This is a genomic window from Tepidibacter sp. Z1-5, assembly GCF_037844525.1.
Taxonomy (GTDB): domain Bacteria; phylum Bacillota; class Clostridia; order Peptostreptococcales; family Peptostreptococcaceae; genus Tepidibacter_A.
In genome coordinates this window covers 91,521-110,167 of record NZ_JBBMMD010000046.1, presented here as the reverse complement: position 1 = coordinate 110,167, position 18,647 = coordinate 91,521, and the positions used below count along the sequence as shown (strand labels likewise).

The following is an 18,647-nucleotide window of genomic DNA, read 5'->3' as shown; positions in this document are numbered from 1 at the left end:
AACATATGAAAACCTCCTTTATAAAAGTTTTGGATTAACTTTAGGTTTTCACATTTGTTGGAGTTTTATTATTTTAAAATTTAACTAGCACAATAGGTTAAATTATGAAATATCCAATATGTAAATGAAGTAATCTTTAAACTTAGGAGTTTCTCTTGGTGAAAATGGTGTTTTTTCGTCTTTTACTGTAAGGATTGAACATATACATGTTCAATTATAACGAATATTTTGGATAAAATTGCTATTATGTCGACTATTGGATATAGCTTCTGGTATGTACATAAAATGGCAAAATATTGTATAATGAAATAAATATTACTAATATCAATGTTATATAATGAATAGAGTTTATACTGAATTAAGTAATATGTTGAAACTAATTAAAAATAGCAAAGTATATTTATGATTATTAATATTTATTTTGGATTTAGTAAGTAGTACGACTAGTTAAACTTTTATAAAAATATATGATAAGAGATTATAGAAAACACGGGAGGAATACAAAGTGATAAATATAGATAAAAAAGATTTGCTAATGTGTAATAATACCTATTTATTAGGAATATTAGCTACAGATATAGAAGAGTACCCTGCTATAGGAGAAACTAGAGATGCAGTAACAACAATGAAAAATAGTTCTAATATAATGTTCTATATACAAACAATAAGTGATGAACCCGACTTTATATTAGAAAAGATAAACCCATATATCCCAAATGAATCGTTATATATAGGGATAGATGTACACCAACAACACTTAGATATATGGCCATATGGGTATATGAATGATCGTGAAGATGTAAAAATAGATATAATATATGAAAAACTAAAAAACAAAATAATATTGTTTAGGCCAAATGTATCTATAAAGGATGGAAGAATCTATAAGAATATTCATATTGTAGATATTATAAGTACAGAGTATGGATTTGAAATAGATGATAGACAATATAGGTGTATTCCGCAAATTAATCTAAATAATGATGTTTTTGAAAAAAAGCTTTTAGATGGGTCATATATAAATTTAGGAGAATATAATCATCATATGCTTCCACCTGAATATGCAATATGTGGTAAATATATGTATTTTAACTTTCAATCATGGAAAAAACATGAAAGTGAGTCTAGGCAATGGGCTTGTAATAGAAACCAAAGTAGTATAAAAAGAATAGAATTTAAGTTTGATAGAGAAAATTTTCCTAATGATTTAGTCAGAGGATCAAACAATATTATCTTTATTTCAGATGTGTATTTATCTGAAAATATAGATAATAAGCTAGAATCAGAGGGAGAGTATTTAGTAGATATATCAAATAGATATACTGATGATGCAGAAGTAAATAATGATGAGTATGATGATAAAGATGAAATGAATTTTCTTAAAAGTTTTAAACAATACACTATAGAAAATAACCTATGCTATGATACCGATGATTTAATAAATTTTCACATAAGTGCTAAAACTAATCCATTGACTATTGTAGCTGGAATGAGTGGAACTGGAAAAACTCAATTAGCTAGGGCTTATGCTAATGTATTAGGATTATCAGAGAAAGAAGGTTCATTACTATTTTTACCAATAAGTCCGTCTTATATAGAACCAGATGATTTAATTGGATATTTAAATACTAATAATGGATTATATGTTGCCGCTGAAACTGGATTAGTAGATGTCTTAATAAAAGCAGAAAATAATCCAGAAGAAATATATATGATTATATTTGATGAGATGAACTTATCTCAAGTTGAACATTGGTTTGCTCCATTTATTTCTTTGTTAGAATTAAATGCAGATGATAGAAGATTAAAATTATATAGTGAAAATTCTATATGTCATAATAATAGCAAATATAAGAGTAGTATAAAAATACGAGATAATATCATATTTATAGGAACTGTAAATTTAGATGAAACAACAAAAGATTTTTCTGATAGATTATTAGATAGAGCTAATATAGTTACGCTTAAGAAAAAAAGTTTTGTTGATTTTAGAAAAGAAAAAATAACAAGTCAAGAATATAAGTATGAGAAGAGATTTTATTCAGGGATAGATTATTCTTACTGGATAAATAAAAAGAAAGGGTTAGAAGCATTTACTATAGCAGAACTGGAATTATTAGACAAATTGCATGATACAATTCAAAAATATGATATGCAAAAAGGTGTTTCTTTCAGGATTATGGAAAAAATAGGGCAATATATAAATAATATACCTGATGATAGTAAAGGTGTACATTCTATATCTAGAGATTATGCATTTGATATAGAAATAAAACAAAGACTGTTAACTAAAATAAAAGGAACTGAAAGGCAATTTGGAGAATTGATAGGTAAATTTAGTAACACATCTAAAAGTATTATAGAAAGTGAATTATATGATTTATTTGAAAGTGAAGAAGCACAAAAAATAAGTAGTTTCACATTAACAAAGGAAGAGATTGTAAGAAAATCTAAGGAGTTAAGTTTATATGGATATACAAACTAGTGTGGATATATATAAGAATAACAAATTATATGGAGATTACCACAAGATAATTAATGAAAAAAAATATCCTACAAGCTCATTGGGTGAATCTTTTATAAGTTTTTATGAATATGAAAAAGTAGAAATTAAATTTAATAGTAATAATCTTGATGATATTTTAGAATTGGAATGTTATTACGATGAAGAGGTATTAAAGTATGGTGAAGAGGTATTATTCAAGCTTAAGCCGGGAGATTGTAAAACTTTATCTTTGGGTGGAGATAACGATGACATGTTAGTACCAGGACACTATTTTATAGGTATAAAAACTAATGGAGTAAGATATGAAGGAACATATACAGTTATTCCATCGGCAGTTATTAAATGGAAATCTTTAATGGGTATGAGACAATATTTAGAATCTATATTAAAAGGTCTATCTTACAATATGTATTTAGAGAGAAAAGGGTATAGTAGAGAAGCAATATTGGACAATAAAACAATATTGGAGAAATATAAATATATAGAAGAAGAAAGTTTCAATATTTTAGAATGTATAGATATGATAATAAAAAAACCTATAATTAATATAGAGAAAGAATATGGATTAAAAAAATATCAAAAAAAGAATGACTGTAAAAGTCAAAGATGGATGGCTAAAAAAGGAAGTAAATATAATAACATATACTCACCAAGTTTATTCTATGAAAAACATATTGATTCAAGCTATAATGTATATGAAAATATTATGTTAAAAAGTATTATAGAATATATATATTCTATAATACTAGAAGTTAAAAATGAATATCATAAGAATTTAGAAATTCTAATTAATAAAGAAAATGAAGAGAATAACAAATATTCGATTCTTAAAAAAAATTACGATAGTATAAGTAAAAATAATAAAAATATGATTAAAAGAAGAAGAGAAATAAAAAGAGATATAGATATAATGGAGTCAGAAATTGAAAATTATATAAAAAAGGAAGATACGATTAAACTATATATTGAACGAATAAATAAATTTAAGAATGAATTAAATTACTATATGAATGAAACCTGGCTAAAAGATATAAAAATTAAGCACTGCGATAATAAACCTAGTGTTAGAATGCTTAAAAATAAGAACTATGGAAGTATATATAAAATATATATGAATTTATTAAGTTCAACTACAGAAGGAAATGAAGAAAAGTCATTTCCGCATAAGAAAACATCTAAATTATTCGAGATATATAATTATTTGTTAATAAAAGATATAATAGAGGACTTAGGATTTAAATGGATAGATGGTTGGATTAAGGCTAAAGATGTTATGTCTTCTTTAAACTATGATTTAGAATCAGGAGAAACTATAATATTTAAAAAAGATAATTATAATTTAGAACTAAGTTATGATAAATTTCTAAATAGAGGAAATAATTTAATTGATAAAGATATATCTCAAATAGTTTCATCTACATACGATAATAGAAGACCAGATATATTAATGAGTTTATATGATGGATTTAGGTTTTTGGGGAGTATGATCATTGAGGTTAAATATAGAAAAAAATCAAATATATATCATAAAAAAATTGAAACAGATGTTATATACCAATTAAAAGGATATAGAGGATTAGAATATTATGATGGGAATAAAAAAAGATTATCAGACGTACGACCTATAAAAAAAATAATTACTGTGTATCCAGGACAAGATGATGAGCGTAAGTTTACATATGATATGTACGGATTCACTTTTTTACAAATAATGCCTTGTGAGAATAATGAAAAACCAGAAGGATACATAGAGTTAAAGGAAGAAGTAGAGGAGTTTATTGATAGCAATATATGTATAGTAAATAAATGATATAAAAGCACCTGTAAAGGTAGAATTACAGCCTACCTTTACAGGTGCTTTTATATCAAAATTTAGAGCTTTCCAAGAGGTTGAAAAAAGTGGCTTAAACACCGAAATAATTATATATCCAAATTTTATTTTCACATTACATTATTATATCCCATCATAATTATCTCTAATTTTTCACCATCCCAAATTATTGTATCTACAAGCTCTTTTAAATATCTTTTCTTTTCTTCAAAAGTTAATATATCTATATTAGAAGAAAAGTTTTTTAATAAATCTATATATCCGTCTATATTCATCTTTTCTATTAGAGTAGATTCTTTATCTTCTTTTAAGGCCTCTAACTCTTGTTTAATCTTATTTATCTTTTGATCAAATTCTTCAATTTGATTAACTATATACTTAGCAGCTATTGATGTTGGATTATAGGATAGTTGAAGTGTTAAGCTATTTATAGAATCCTTATATGATTTTAATTCTTTTTTTAATGTATTTTCCTTGCTTTTTTGTTGTTTAGCTAATTTGGAATTAATTTGCTTATCCTCATTTAGCTTCTTTAATAAGCTTTCTTCTCTTAGTCTTATATCTTTTATTTCATTTACTACTAATTCATCTGCTAGAGGGCCAGATAGATTAGCTACATCACATCTAGTTCCTTTAGAACGTTCCTTCATTAAACATCTATAATAATAGTATGTTCCACCTTTTCTTCTGTATATGCTTATCCTCATTTTAGATCCACAGTGTTTACATCTAAGAAGTGGAGTGATTAATCCAACTTCACCTGTATTTATACGAGGAGCCTTCTTAGAATTTTTCTTTATCATATTTTGAATTTTTATCCAATCTTTAGAGAATACAGTACCTTCATGTTTAGCTATTGCTACAATCCATTCTGACATATCTTTTTTTATGATTTTATTTTTTTTAGTTTGATCATTCTTATTGAATACCATTACTCCATAGTTACCATCAAAATCTTTTTTAGGAGAAGCTATATCGCAGTTGTTTTTTTCAAAATACTCATATAAAAGTTCATCTGCAATAGCATATACAGGGTTAGTGAGTATTAACTTTAAGGCACTTTTATCAAAGTCTTTGTTGTTCTTAGTTTTTATATGTCTTTCTAAAGCCCAGCTTTCAAGCTTGCTTAAAGAGTCAAATTCAATATATTTACTATATAGTTGTTTTACTAATTTTAATTCTCTTTCAACTGGTGATAGAATAAACATTTTTCTTTTATTCATGTTTTCATCAAGATAAGATATAGGTTTACTTTCGAAGCCAGTAGGAGTTTGACCTCCAAGCCATCTACCAGTTCTAGCTAGAGCTAACATATTATCTTTAATTCTTTCTGCTATAGTTTCTCTCTCAAGTTGTGCAAATACGGATGCTATATACATCATTGCCCTTCCCATTGGGCTAGAAGTATCAAATTCTTCTTTAACAGAAACAAACGCAATATCATTATTTTCAAGAAGATCCATTGTACTAGAAAAATGCGATATATTTCTGCTTATACGATCTAGTCTGTAGCATATTAATATATCGAATCTTTTTTTCTTTGCATCTTCAAGCATTAACTGGTATTTAGGTCTATCGGTATTTCCACCAGAATAACCTTCATCTTCATAAATAATAAATTCTGATACTTTGAATTTTCTATTTGCATGTTGTTTACATTCAGCTATTTGATTTTGAATTGATTCACCTTTTTCAGTCAATCTTGATTTACGAGAATAAATAGCTACTTTATACAGATTAACCACCTCATTTAATAAAACCCAAATAAAACTTATATTAAATGAGATATTATAGAACAAGAAATATTATGATTAGTTTTTAGAAAAACTTTAAATTTTATACTAAATAATGAATGGCAATTAGAATACTAGAATAGTACAAGTTTCACTTCTCATATTTTGATAAAAAGGGGAGTGGATAAGTTGAAACAAAAAATTGAAGTGGTAGTAAGAATGGGAGATAAAGAAAAGGTTCAAGATATAATGGAGGATATGTTAGTACAGATAGTTAGAGATAGAATAAACGAGTTTCCTGAAAATCAAAGGGTGTACATATATGACAAGATATTAGAAGGATTAAAAGAAAACTCATATGCAGTTGAATAATAGATATATTATAGATATTCATTTATTAGATTAAAGAATTTACCAACAAACTCTTTAAATTTAGGATTAGAATTATTAGTTTTTATTTTTTCAATAGAGCTTTGAAGCGTTGTAATTTTTCTGTTCATCATCTTCATGTCTTTATTTAGAGTTTCGAGACAGTTTATAATATATTCAATGTCACTACAGTTTTCTCTATCTAAATTAGAAGGTGGGTTTTCGTAATCATCAGAGTCATTGGTTTCAAGGGTATCTTTTTCTTTTTCATTATTTTGCTCTAGAGTTGATGATGGGGTATTATTCAATATGCAGTCATTAGTTGAAATTGGTATGGGTTTTAGAGTAGACTTATCAAATTTAAAACCATATTGTAAATTTCCATTTAGTAAATATTCTGATTTTAAATATTTTTTTCCGTCTATATACCACTCTTTATCTAATTCTTCATCAATTTTATGAACTATAAACTTGATAGTATAGTTCTTGTCGAATTGAGTATTTACTATATTTCTTATTTTAATAGGATCTACATTCACATCTACTAATTCTTTGATTTTACTTTTGATTTTTTTAGAAAAATATTCTTTTTTAGTCAATATAGACACATCCTTTGCTAATATATGTATAAGCTATCTAGGATAACTTGTCTTATTAATATATATTAGTTTGGATGATAGATTAGTATTAAAAGATGTATTTTGTATTAAAATAAGAAATAAAGTGTGTGGCAATAAGTCTGTTACAGTATACTGTAACAGACTTATTGCCACACACTTTTAAAGTTTTAAGTATAAGACAACCCCCTTGGGAAAAGGGGGCTACATAAATTTATTAACTATTATTTTCATACTTACATCATCACCATTTTTAGATAGTATAACTTTATCTACAATGATGTCTATTAACATTCTTTTTCTTTCTTGTTCTAATTTCTTAAAGTCACACATAAAGAATCTATCTATATGAGTTTGAAGTTCTATTTGGGTTTTAAAGTATTTTGATTCTAAGTTTTTTAGTGATTTTTTATTATTTTTTAAAGATTGGAGTTTCTTTTTTAGCTGAATGTGTTCATTAAATATTATTTTCTCAAATGAAGAATCTGGGGTATCTTCATCTAGTAAATCTTTTAATTTATTACATAAGACTTTAGTATTTTCAATTTCTTTATCTATTCTATCTATTTCATTTTCATTATTTTCTTTTTCCTGCTTAATGCTAGTTTGGTAGTTAATCCAAAGCAAATCAATTTCAGGAGCTGATAGCATTTTAGACATTTCTTTTATAAATTTATTTTCTATATGCTCTTTTTTTACAATCAATTCAGATCTATTATTTGAGTTTTTGTTGATACATCTATAAACACCTTCTCTTTGGTTGCCGTATCTATCTTTACCGTAGTTTTTAGCTTTCATAATTTCATTGCATTTACCACATACTAATTTATCTCTCAATAAGAATGGGGTACTGTAATATTTATGATCCTTGGACTTAGATTTTGATTCTCTTAGCTTTAATGAATTTTTCCATTGCAAAGCATTTATAATGGTTGAGGCTTCTTTATGGACAGATTTTATAGGTTCTTTCTTGTTATCGGGACTTCTACTTCTTCTATTCCATGTTATATATCCTGTATAGGTTTCATTATTTATTATTGATTCGATTTTACCTTTAGTCCATATATCTACATTATCAAGCTGATTCATTTTGTTAGCTATTGCTCTGTAGCTATATCCATAGCTGGTGTATAAATCAAATATCTTTTTAACATTGTTTATTTCAAGTAAAGATGGATGTAGGATGGATTTTTTATCAGTAACTTTTCTAAGAACATATCCATAAGGAGGTTGACCGCCAGGCCAATAACCGCACCTTACTGTTTCTTCTAAACCACCTTTAACTCTTGATGAAATTAAATTTGCTTCAAGTTCTCCAATACTTGCAAATACTAAACTAAGGAATTTACTTATTTTATTATCGTTTGTAGTTATAACTTCACCAGGACTAGTGTAGTGAACAGTTACTTTGTTTTTATTAAAAAAATAATCTAGTGATATTGATAGTTCAAGATTTCTTGCAAGTCTATCCTTGGTAAAGACTATTAAGTGCTGTACTTTTTTATTTTTAATTAAATTAAGTACCTTTTGAAGCTGAGGTCTAGAGTCTAGACTTTCGTATAAGTTGTTTTGAATATCCAAATCAGGATTAGAAACTTTAGAAGCAGATTTAGATTCTTCTAGAAATTCAATTATATTAAGATTACATTCTTTCGCATATTTTATGGCAGCTTTTTTTTGAATTTCAATTGAGTTTCCCTCTTGTTCTTGTTTTTTAGTTGAAACTCTTAAATAAGCTATAGCACTATTTTTAGATATACTCGACTTTGACATGATCTAAATTATTATTTAACACCACCTTTTTAATAAATTCGTTTAATAGGTCCTTAAGTTCTTCAAAGTAATCATCAAAGTAGTCAACATCTTCATCATTTATTTTAAACATAAGGATTTTGAATTTTTCTATGTTGTTTAAGCAGTAAGATAAGTTATAGTTGATTTTTCCGTAAGATTGTATATTAATCTCTGTTTCTTCTTTTGATTTTGTTAGTTTTTCAATTCTTTCTTTTAAATTAGTAATATCTATATTAGGGTTATTGTTCATATATTCATGTATTTTACGCTTGATAGCTTTGTCTGTTGATTTAAGTTCTCTTTTTGAACTGTTTAATTTAGTTTCTATTTTAGATAATTCATCAGAGAGACTATGCTGTATAGTTAATGTATTTATATCCCATAATATTTTTGAAAAAATGAGTTTTATCAAGGTATTCTTAGAGATAGAGGTACACCCATCATTACATACATATCTATCTTCAATAAGCTTAATTTTTTTATTGCAATGACTACATTTTAGTAGGCCTTTAAAAAAATATTGCTTGGCTTCGGTCGGAGAATCTAACTTATCTTTATAACGCTTTAATACTGCTTTTTCCCACAATTCTTCACAGATAAGCTTATCTACTTGGATAGAATTTCGATATAAAGAAAAATCAACCTTATAGGCACTAGTAGCTTCATCAAAAACTATAGTATCTTTTATTGATAAATCAGGGATCTTTAAGCATTAAGTTAGCATAGAGAGGTCTATCTATAATGCTGTATATAGTGTTGTGAACAAACTTTTTTGTTGAGTCTAGCTTATTTATTTCTTCTAATAAATTCTTCATCTTATAATTCTTATTGTTGTATTCTTTAGAGTTTACTTTTAAATAAAGATTAAATATTTTTCTTACTATAGGTGCTTGGTCTTCATGTTTTATATATACGTGTTTTTTAGATTTTGTATATCCATAAGGGCATTTTCGTCCAGAAGAATACAATCCTTTTTCTCTAATATATTTTCTACCAGCAGCAGTTTTTTCTGAAATTTTGTCTGGTTCTAAAGATCCTATAGCTATCATCATATTATCAATAAAATTGGATATATAGTCTTGGGAGGAATTATTTAGTTCGAATTCATTAACATAAATAACCCTTACATTAGATTTTTTAAACAATCTCTTTAAGCGTACAGAGTCATCCTCTCTTCGTGATAATCTATCTCTTCTTGAAACTATTAGAGTTTTGAACATATCAGCTTCCATGTCACTTAGTAGTTGCTTGAATCCAGGTCTTTGATTAAAATGTATCTTTTTTCCTGATATCTTATCTTGATATACATTGTATAATTTGATATTCTCATCATCTAGCTTTAACTTACAATCGTATATTTGATTACTTATAGAGTTATTTTCTGCTTTTATAGAGGTTCTTGCATAGATAGCAGCATACTCATAGGGGTTAAACTCTTTATCAGATAAATCATTTGTGTTACTTGGTTTGATTTTCATATAAATCTACCTTTCTTAAAAAATCTTTATCTAAAAAATAATTGAGCATAAATTTAATAAATTTTTCTTTAGATTCTTCATTGTCGGTGTACTCTATTGATACATCCATTATCTCTTGTTCAGTATTCATATTTAATAGCTCCTTTTACAAATATATTCAAGGTTTTAGATTTAAATTAATTTTGAGTGGAAATTATTTTTTCACTATATAATGGTATAGGAGTAAAAATTAAAAAATAAAGTTTTTAAAATTTTCGTCTAAATTATCTAGAGACTCTATATTACTTGAATTTGCAATCTTTGAAGCATCACATACCTTATAATATTCACAATTATTCTTGCAGTGAGAATTAAAATTTAACTTGAAATTTTCTTCTTTTTTAATTTTTTCACACAAATTTGATACAATTTCATTAGAATTTTTAATGGAATTTTCATCAATTTCATTGGTGATTTTTTTATTTTTAGATAAATAGTATAAACTTACTTTTGAAGGATAGTAGTTAAGCTTTTCTTTTGCTAATATCAAATAAATAGAAAGTTGTAAGTTATCTACAGGAGTTACGGTATTTCCTGTTTTATAGTCAATGATTTCAACAGAGTCCTTATTGTCTATATAAACTTTATCTAATTTTCCGCATAATACATAATCATCATTATTTTTATAGATCATCTCTTCTATGATGAGATTCTTCTTACCCTTATCTTGAGGTTTAGAATAGTAGTTAGAAAGCATATCTAAACCCCTTAATCCAAATTCTCTTTCTTCTTCTTTAGATTCATAGCCATCTCTTATCCAGTTTTTTCGTAAGAGATTATGAAGAATATCTAGTTGTTTGTATTTACTGTCTGCTATCAAGTTAAAGTTTGCTAAAGTTGTATGGATGCTGTTTCCAAAAGAAAGATACTTATTGGGATTGCTTTCAGAAACGCTCATTTTATCAATGTACTTGTATTTAAACTTTTGTTTGCATTGCAAAAATGTTTGGATGCTTGTATTGCTTAGATATAATTTTCGATTGCTCATTTATTCACCTCCTGAAATTAGGATGTGTAAAATTTAAAATGCTATTCATTTTTTTGTTAAGTAGAATTCAAAATATTGAATAGACAAAAAATAAAAAAGTCCCTAGACATTAGGGACTTCATCTATGTTCTTTAAATTTCTTAGAATTTGAAGGTGTGAGATTATATCTTGGGTTATGTATTCGATTGCTTGTTTATTTGAATCGTATTCTGAGATTGTAGATAGTAAAGATCTTATAACTAGGTTAGTGCTATGATTTATGAAGTTGATAATATCCTCTGATTCTGTATCTAGTTTTTTTATGTATAATGAACCTTCATTATTGATATGTAGTGGTCGTATATTTATTGGGTCGAGTTGAAAAAGTTCTTCTAATGGAATGTCGAGTTCTTTTATAAGACTTGTTAGTAGTTCTATTCTAAATACATCGTTACGAGAATTTTCTAGGTTGTTTATGAGCCCTGCTGATACATTGAGTTTGTCTGCTAGTTGTGCGGTTGAGTAGTTTTTAGATTTTCTGTAGTTTCTTATGGTGTTACCTAGGTTTTGGTATAGTTTTGGCATGGCAATCCTCCTCTTCTCTAATAGGTAATTATTAACAAATATTATTGAAATATACATAGATAGTTTATTAAATAAGATATGACAATCTAATTAATAGCATATATAGTTTATAATATTTATATTATGTACAATTATAAGTGTTTTAGATAAGTGAGATTTTAATGATTTGGGCTTTGTTATATAAAATAATTTGAGATATAATGTTTGTGGTTAGTGTGTAATTGGCAAAAAGTTATACATAAGAATGTATTAATTATTATAGAACAAATAACGAGAGTATATTATTAGTATATTTAATGAAAATATATGGTAAAATAAAACTATATAAAAAGTGATTGTAGCAGATTTACTTAGGAGGAAAGTATGGGGGTTAAGCAAGAATTTATAGATGTAGAAGATTTTGAAGAAGCTTATGAATGTAGGAAAGAAGATTTCAATACTATAAAAAATAAGGGTAGAAAAATATTTTGCATACATTTAGGTGGAATAGTAATGGAATGTTTAATAAAAAAATTAGTCATATATAAATATGATATTACAAAAAGAAAAAAAGATAAAAAAAGTCATTGGTATAGTGAATGTAGAATAAACTTATTAGAAGATAAAGAAAAAGAATTAAAACAGATTGGAAAACAATTAGAAAAAAAAATGTATGCAGATGCTGCTTTAAAATCAGTTGGTAACAGTCATGATTTTCCAACCTTAATCGCTAGATTTTTAAAGTTAGATATAAGCAGTATAAATGATGATTTGCAAATGATTTTTAATCCATTAGATAGAGACAAGGAGTGCTTTATAGACTTAAGATATTGTAGTGAAGATGAAATTAGCGATGACATGTATTCTGAATGGAAAACTAGCTATAAAAAATGTAAAATATGGATAGAGAATCAAATGGAAAATATAAGTAAAGAAGATTATGTTATAGAATAAATTTAAGTTTGGAGGTGAATTTATGAAATCTATTGATGTTAAAAAAAATATTGAAAAAAAACTTGAGAAAATATATGTAACAAATAAAGAACTAGAATGGGTTTGTGTGGAAATAGATGGAAGAAATTCGATTAATATTACAATTACGAGTGATCAAATATATGATAGGAAAGCATTTAAAAAGGCTGTAGATGAGATAATAGAAATGCAAGGTAGGGAATATAAAAAAGGTTTGATTAGAAAGTATACTGTTGATGAAGCTAAAGAATATGAAATAGTTAAACCTAGAAAAGAAGGAAGACCTGATACCTTAGAAAAAGCTGTTGAATTTTTAAATAATCCGTATAAGATAACAAAAGAAAAAATTTTCAAATCAGAAGTAATATCTTTTTATTCGTATAAAGGTGGAGTTGGAAGAACACTTTCAATGATTCATACTGCTTATTTATTAGCAAAGCAAGGAAAAAATGTGCTTATGATGGACCTAGATATAGAAGCTCCAAGTTTACATAATATATTTAAAGATGAAGTATCTGGACTTAAATATGGATTAGTAGATTATATGTACAATAAGATATATGATAAAGGGACAGATAATAAAATCAATGTTAATGAAATATATTCAAAAGTAGATTCTGGTCAGACAGAAAGTTTTAGTGGGAATTTATATGTAATACCAGCAGGGAAAATAACAAAAGAATATATTTATAAATTATCTAAAATTCAACCGCAATTAGTTTCTAAACGAAACTATTTAAGTGGATTAATAAAAGAGATAGAAGGTAAACAGGACTTAAATTTAGATATGGTACTAATAGATTCGAGAACGGGATTAAATGATTGGGGGGCTATTTCTCTTTTAGGAATTTCTGATAAAGTTGTATTTTTTACTTATCCAAATAATGAAAATATAGAAGGAACTAAAACTTTAGTTGAGTTAGTGAAGCACATAAAGGAAGATAACCTGACTGTAGTATTTTCAAGAGGAGATAAAAGTGGTAGAAATAAAGCTAATAAATTATTTGAAAGCTTAGAACTTAATCAGGAATATTTAGAAATAATATATGACCCAAATATTGCTATAGCAAATGAATTTCCGATAGAAAAAATGTTAGAGAGTTGCAAACCTATATCTGATTTGTTATTAGAACAAGAAAGAATAGAAATTAATAGAGTTTATCTAGAAAGAAATCAATCTGAATGTAAGGAATTGTTAACACAGTTGAAAAGTAGTTTGAAGGGTGAATTTACAGTTAGAACAGATTCTTCTCCTGTAAATCAAATAGAAAAAGAAAATATATATTTAATATTATCTAAAAGTAAAAATGTGCTGAATTATTACATAAATATTCTATATAACAAAACATATATAAATACTCCATATGATAAAAAATCATATAATGTTATTTTTACAGAAAAAGATAAATTTACATTACCGATAACTGATACTAAGAAAATATTGGATGCAGGAGAATTTAATATAGTTAAAGATTATATTGGTAAATTAGGATGGGATATTATATGGCACAGTTATATTTTGTATAGTATAAATAGCAAAAATTTGACCATGGGGATAGACGAGTTAAAGGGTAAGCAGTTTAATGATTATAAAGAGTTTGTAGAAACATATTATAAAGAAGAAGCTATGGATAAATTCACCGGAATATATAGAAAAATGCTTCGTGGAAATCTAAAAACAGATAAGAGAAACATGAATCATATCATAAATATAAAAAGTAGTTACAATACAAAGGATTACATTCAAAATTTTCTTATACTTATACAAAATGTAGAATGGATGAAAGAAAGTAAACTGATTGAAGCTCTAAAGGAATTAAAAAATATAAAAATATTTTTTGAGAATAATAATATACCTATAGATATAAAACTTTTTATGGAAGAAAAAAGTTATGATGAAAATAAAGAAATATATGATGAATTTAAATCAAATGTATTTTATTTAGAATGGAAAAAGAATGACATAGAAAATAGTATAATTGATTTATTAATTTATAATAAACATATATTTGAAAGTTATATGTTTGCATTAAATAACTCAAAAGATGCATTAAGTTTTGAACAAAAAATGGTATATTATGAACTATTAAAATATTTAGATAACAATGATTTTAAAGAAGAATTAAAAAATGTAGTCTATGATAAAAAAGCATTGTTAGAACTATTCTTAGGAAGAAGAATTAAAAATGGTAAGTACTCTAAAGAAACTATTGATTGGTTTTTTGATAAGTTAAAAGAATTAGATGAAATTAACCCTATGGTTTCAAATACAATAATAAAAAAAGCAATATCTATTGAACTTGGTAAGCAAAAATGTACAGACAGATTAATTTCTTTTGATAGTTTAAATAAAGCATTCGAAGAATATAAATTAGGGCGTTATAAAGGTTAAAATGAGAGAGGTTGTAACTGAGAGGTGACAGCCTCTTTTATTTATGTGAAAATCCAATATAAAATTATCATATGTATATTATATAGAATAAGATATTTGTATAAATATATTTGTAAAAGTTTTGCCATTTGAAAGATATAGCTTCTTCAACATCTATGATGAGGCAAAAAATGGAATATGAAGTTCGCATATATTCACAAAATATATATAGAAAGATTTAGTATGTCATTCACGAATATAATTTTTAAAAACATAGTGAAAATACACCAAAAATTAAGATATAATATAACTAAAGAAAGGAGTGATGAGATGGAGAGATTAAAACCATTAAATGATTTTATATTTAAAAAGTTATTTGGAGAAAATGAAGCTAAGGATAATTTGATTGCATTTTTAAATGCAGTATTAGATAGAAAAGATAAAGAGAGATTAATATCATTAGAAATAATAGAAAATAAAGAATTAACAAAAGAAATGATGGAAGATAAAACAGGTATTTTAGATGTAAGAGCAAAAACAGAAGATGGAACACAAATAAATATAGAAGTTCAGCTTACAGATCAAAGAAATATGGATAAAAGAACCTTATTTTACTGGGGAAGGCTATTTAACGAAGGGATTAAAAAAGGTGAAGATTATAGGAAATTATGCAAAGTAATTACTATAAATATACTAGATTTTGAATATCTATCATTAAATAAATTTCATTCAAAGTTTCACCTTTGGGAAGATGAAGAGAAAGATTATATGTTAACTGATTTAGTGGAAATACATTTTATTGAAGTACCTAAATTTAATGAATTAGATGAGAAGAATCTAAAAGACGATAAACTTCAAAGATGGTTAACATTTTTTAATAAAGACATATCAGAAGAAACTTTAAAGGAGTTGATGGATATGGATGAAGATATAAAAAGAGCAGAAGAAAGACTAGAATATCTAAGTAGCGACAAGAAAACTATTGAACTATATAAAGCTAGAGAAAAATCACTGCATGAAAGAGCAAACATGATAAACAGTGCTAAAGAAGAAGGAATAGAACAAGGTAAAGAGCAAGTAAAAATAGAAATAGCTAAAAGTCTTTTAGATATTTTAGATATAGAAACTATAGCTTTGAAAACAGGATTGAGTATAGAAAAAGTAAAAAAATTAAAGAATTAAGATACGAATAAAAAAATTCATGTGCAATATTATAAAAATAGGGGTTAATCTTAATGATAAACCTCTATTTTTATACGAAAATTACTTTGCCATTAAGGGGATATAGCTTCTGCAACATATACGTCAAGGCAAAAAATGGAATGCGAATAATTTACATAATGAGTTAGAACTATATGATTTATTATAGTATAATATATATATATACTAAGTAGTTGTGAATGTGAGACATAAAAATTATGAAGACTTAATAATGAAAAGAGCTATGGATATATTTATAGAAGAAGGATTAAAGTTTTTTGGAATAAATAAATCAGTTAAAGAACAGGGACCTACTGAATTAGTAATTTTAAAAACTTAGTTTGTTATTTAAGAAGGAATATAGCTTGTAGCATAAATATAGTTACAATTTATTAAGTATTAGAATTAGTAGTATAGAACTATTTTATCAAAAATAATAGACACCTATATAGTTATTGAATATAATTGAATTAAGTACAGAAAATTCTATAAATAAAAGGAGGAAATATAAATGAAGGTAGACAGCATTACATATCAAAGTTATGAGCGGTTATCTTCTATGCAAAGGATAAACCAGTCTTCAGATGATCCAGCAGGTCTTGCAATTAGCGAAAAACTAGATATGCAGATTAAAGGTACAGAACAAGGAACAGAAAATGCTCTTGACATGTCCAATCTTCTAAATACAGCAGAAGGCTCTTTAGATTCAATTCATGAAAACCTCCAAAGAATGAGAGAACTTGCAGTACAAGCATCTAATGGAATTCTTTCAAATGATGACAAAGCAATTCTTCAACAAGAGATTAATCAATTAAAATCTTCTATAGGAGATTCAGTAAAGAATACAGAATTTAATAGTATTAAATTATTAGATGGGACATTTACAAATAAAAATGCAGCAATAAATTCTTCTGGTACAGGAATGAAAATGCATATTAAAAATACAGGACTTGAAGCTTTGGGAATTGAAAATTTTGATGTAACTAAAGATTTTAACATTGAAGATCTAGATAACGCAATTGAAAAGGTATCTTCCTCAAGGTCAGATTTAGGAGCTTCTAATAATAGGCTAAGTCATGCAGTAAATTATAATAGGATATCTTCTTATAATCAAACTGAAGCAAATAGTAGAATTGTTGATTTAGATATTGGAAAAGAAATCATAAACCTTCAGAGAAATAAGATTTTAGACCAATATAAATTCTTTTCTCAAAAACAATCAAGTATGCAGTTACAACAAAATATGAGTATACTATTATAAAAATTATATATGAATAAGACCAAGATATCTATACCTTGATATCTTGGTCTTATTCATATATAATTTTTCAAAAATAGTTAGCCATTTAAAAGATATAGCTTAGAATAATATTAGATATGATATAATTATAGAAAAAAGCTAATTTTAATGGTGGTGATAATATGAAAAAAGTGTTTAATACAACAGGAACATGTATACCATCAATGCATTATATGGTAGATATAAAAGATAAACTTGATAATATAGAGAATATAATAGATAAAGGAAATTATTTTGTTATAAATAGACCGAGGTAGCAAGGAGAAGACCATACATTTCATAGTATCATACTTGCAGGAGTATATGACATAAAAAATCTTAAATTAAGACTAAGACCAGATGAGGAAGTTAAACTTAATAGTCCTTGGAATATAGCTGTTGATTTTAATTTGGATATGAGTTTTAATGAAGAAGAAATAGAGAGTATGCTCATTGAATACTGTAGAGAAAATAATTTATCAATGGATACAAATACTCTATCTAAGAAAATATATTATTCAAAGAAGCAGTAAAGTATATATTGAGAGAGCAAAATACTTTGTTTGATGATTTGATAAAGAATTTAGAAAATAATAATGAACTCTATAACTTGGTTAGAAATATAGTTTTAGATGGATATAGGATAAGCTTTAATAGAGCAAACCCAATAATAGATTTAGGATATGTTTATGGCATTTTCACAGAAAAAGATTATATTGTTAAGTTGGATAATAGGATATATGAGCAGTTTATATATGATTATTTAATATCTAAGATAGAGGTTAAGTCTGAGCAAATGTCTATGTATAACTATAAAAATAACTTTATAGAAAAAGAAAAGCTAAATTTAAATAAAGTAATTGAAAAATTTCAGCAGTTTATGAAAGAGCAATACAGCTTTATTGATTCTAAATTTATATAGAGAGA

Annotated in this window: 18 protein-coding genes; 10 read left to right on the top strand and 8 right to left on the bottom strand. The window is 25.9% G+C overall.

Features of this window, described 5'->3' with window-relative positions; all coding sequences use genetic code 11:
- The first annotated feature begins 505 nt into the window (after positions 1–505).
- Both WJW32_RS11565 and WJW32_RS11560 read left to right on the top strand, forming a co-directional pair.
- Complete coding sequence (locus WJW32_RS11565) at positions 506–2,485, top strand: McrB family protein (protein ID WP_340258461.1); 1,980 nt, start codon at positions 506–508, stop codon at positions 2,483–2,485.
- Positions 2,469–4,316, top strand: a complete 1,848-nt coding sequence (locus WJW32_RS11560; protein WP_340258459.1) for a hypothetical protein — start codon at positions 2,469–2,471, stop codon at positions 4,314–4,316. Before WJW32_RS11565 ends, WJW32_RS11560 begins: the two co-directional genes overlap by 17 nt.
- Before the next feature lie 131 nt (positions 4,317–4,447).
- Here WJW32_RS11560 and WJW32_RS11555 read toward each other — a convergent pair whose 3' ends face one another.
- Complete coding sequence (locus tag WJW32_RS11555; RefSeq protein ID WP_340258457.1) at positions 4,448–6,082, bottom strand: recombinase family protein; 1,635 nt, start codon at positions 6,080–6,082, stop codon at positions 4,448–4,450.
- Between the two features lie 177 nt (positions 6,083–6,259).
- Here WJW32_RS11555 and WJW32_RS11550 point away from each other — a divergent pair, with 177 nt between their 5' ends.
- Positions 6,260–6,442 (top strand): hypothetical protein, encoded by a 183-nt coding sequence (locus WJW32_RS11550; RefSeq protein ID WP_340258455.1) that lies wholly within the window; start codon positions 6,260–6,262, stop codon positions 6,440–6,442.
- An 8-nt stretch (positions 6,443–6,450) separates the two neighbouring features.
- Here the strand turns inward: WJW32_RS11550 and WJW32_RS11545 are convergent, their stop codons facing one another.
- From WJW32_RS11545 to WJW32_RS11515, 7 genes are all read right to left on the bottom strand, one after another.
- The gene (locus WJW32_RS11545; protein ID WP_340258453.1) at positions 6,451–7,038 is read right to left on the bottom strand and encodes a hypothetical protein; all 588 of its coding nucleotides are present in this window, start codon (positions 7,036–7,038) and stop codon (positions 6,451–6,453) included.
- Positions 7,039–7,260: 222 nt separating this feature from the next.
- Complete coding sequence (locus WJW32_RS11540) at positions 7,261–8,829, bottom strand: recombinase family protein (protein WP_340258451.1); 1,569 nt, start codon at positions 8,827–8,829, stop codon at positions 7,261–7,263.
- Positions 8,807–9,436, bottom strand: coding sequence for a hypothetical protein (locus tag WJW32_RS11535; protein ID WP_340258449.1), 630 nt, complete (start codon positions 9,434–9,436; stop codon positions 8,807–8,809). Before WJW32_RS11535 ends, WJW32_RS11540 begins: the two co-directional genes overlap by 23 nt.
- A gap of 109 nt (positions 9,437–9,545) precedes the next feature.
- Positions 9,546–10,328 carry a recombinase family protein gene (locus WJW32_RS11530; protein ID WP_340258447.1) on the bottom strand — a complete coding sequence of 261 codons (783 nt, stop codon included), beginning with the start codon at positions 10,326–10,328 and terminating at the stop codon, positions 9,546–9,548.
- Entirely contained in the window at positions 10,309–10,458 is a 150-nt protein-coding gene (locus tag WJW32_RS11525) for a hypothetical protein (RefSeq protein ID WP_340258445.1), read from the bottom strand. The genes WJW32_RS11530 and WJW32_RS11525 overlap by 20 nt, the downstream gene beginning before the upstream one ends.
- 99 nt (positions 10,459–10,557) lie before the next feature.
- On the bottom strand, positions 10,558–11,355 hold the full coding sequence (locus WJW32_RS11520) for a RecB family exonuclease (RefSeq protein ID WP_340258443.1): 798 nt from the start codon (positions 11,353–11,355) through the stop codon (positions 10,558–10,560).
- A 102-nt stretch (positions 11,356–11,457) separates the two neighbouring features.
- On the bottom strand, positions 11,458–11,919 hold the full coding sequence (locus tag WJW32_RS11515; protein ID WP_340258441.1) for a helix-turn-helix domain-containing protein: 462 nt from the start codon (positions 11,917–11,919) through the stop codon (positions 11,458–11,460).
- 363 nt (positions 11,920–12,282) lie between these two features.
- On the opposite strand from WJW32_RS11515, the gene WJW32_RS11510 reads away from it, so the two are divergent.
- From WJW32_RS11510 to WJW32_RS11480, 7 genes are all read left to right on the top strand, one after another.
- The gene (locus WJW32_RS11510; protein WP_340258439.1) at positions 12,283–12,852 is read left to right on the top strand and encodes a hypothetical protein; all 570 of its coding nucleotides are present in this window, start codon (positions 12,283–12,285) and stop codon (positions 12,850–12,852) included.
- Between the two features lie 22 nt (positions 12,853–12,874).
- Complete coding sequence (locus tag WJW32_RS11505; protein WP_340258437.1) at positions 12,875–15,262, top strand: tyrosine-protein kinase family protein; 2,388 nt, start codon at positions 12,875–12,877, stop codon at positions 15,260–15,262.
- A 309-nt stretch (positions 15,263–15,571) separates the two neighbouring features.
- The gene (locus WJW32_RS11500) at positions 15,572–16,423 is read left to right on the top strand and encodes an Rpn family recombination-promoting nuclease/putative transposase (protein WP_340258435.1); all 852 of its coding nucleotides are present in this window, start codon (positions 15,572–15,574) and stop codon (positions 16,421–16,423) included.
- A gap of 220 nt (positions 16,424–16,643) precedes the next feature.
- On the top strand, positions 16,644–16,781 hold the full coding sequence (locus WJW32_RS11495) for a hypothetical protein (protein WP_340258433.1): 138 nt from the start codon (positions 16,644–16,646) through the stop codon (positions 16,779–16,781).
- 171 nt (positions 16,782–16,952) lie between these two features.
- Positions 16,953–17,702, top strand: a complete 750-nt coding sequence (locus WJW32_RS11490) for a flagellin (RefSeq protein WP_340258431.1) — start codon at positions 16,953–16,955, stop codon at positions 17,700–17,702.
- Between the two features lie 161 nt (positions 17,703–17,863).
- A complete protein-coding gene (locus WJW32_RS11485; protein ID WP_340258429.1) occupies positions 17,864–17,998 on the top strand; it encodes a hypothetical protein in 135 nt (44 codons plus the stop codon).
- Between the two features lie 281 nt (positions 17,999–18,279).
- Positions 18,280–18,642 (top strand): hypothetical protein, encoded by a 363-nt coding sequence (locus WJW32_RS11480; protein ID WP_340258427.1) that lies wholly within the window; start codon positions 18,280–18,282, stop codon positions 18,640–18,642.
- The last annotated feature ends 5 nt before the right edge of the window (positions 18,643–18,647 follow it).

What these genes read in the sequence shown, in the direction of transcription:
- WJW32_RS11560 (WP_340258459.1), top strand. Translation starts at nt 2,469, where the DNA reads ATGGATATACAAACTAGTGTGGATATATATAAGAATAACAAATTATAT.
- WJW32_RS11540 (WP_340258451.1), bottom strand. Translation starts at nt 8,829, where the DNA reads ATGTCAAAGTCGAGTATATCTAAAAATAGTGCTATAGCTTATTTAAGA.
- WJW32_RS11530 (WP_340258447.1), bottom strand. Translation starts at nt 10,328, where the DNA reads ATGAAAATCAAACCAAGTAACACAAATGATTTATCTGATAAAGAGTTT.
- WJW32_RS11525 (WP_340258445.1), bottom strand. Translation starts at nt 10,458, where the DNA reads ATGAATACTGAACAAGAGATAATGGATGTATCAATAGAGTACACCGAC.
- WJW32_RS11520 (WP_340258443.1), bottom strand. Translation starts at nt 11,355, where the DNA reads ATGAGCAATCGAAAATTATATCTAAGCAATACAAGCATCCAAACATTT.
- WJW32_RS11515 (WP_340258441.1), bottom strand. Translation starts at nt 11,919, where the DNA reads ATGCCAAAACTATACCAAAACCTAGGTAACACCATAAGAAACTACAGA.
- WJW32_RS11510 (WP_340258439.1), top strand. Translation starts at nt 12,283, where the DNA reads ATGGGGGTTAAGCAAGAATTTATAGATGTAGAAGATTTTGAAGAAGCT.
- WJW32_RS11505 (WP_340258437.1), top strand. Translation starts at nt 12,875, where the DNA reads ATGAAATCTATTGATGTTAAAAAAAATATTGAAAAAAAACTTGAGAAA.
- WJW32_RS11500 (WP_340258435.1), top strand. Translation starts at nt 15,572, where the DNA reads ATGGAGAGATTAAAACCATTAAATGATTTTATATTTAAAAAGTTATTT.
- WJW32_RS11490 (WP_340258431.1), top strand. Translation starts at nt 16,953, where the DNA reads ATGAAGGTAGACAGCATTACATATCAAAGTTATGAGCGGTTATCTTCT.
- WJW32_RS11485 (WP_340258429.1), top strand. Translation starts at nt 17,864, where the DNA reads ATGAAAAAAGTGTTTAATACAACAGGAACATGTATACCATCAATGCAT.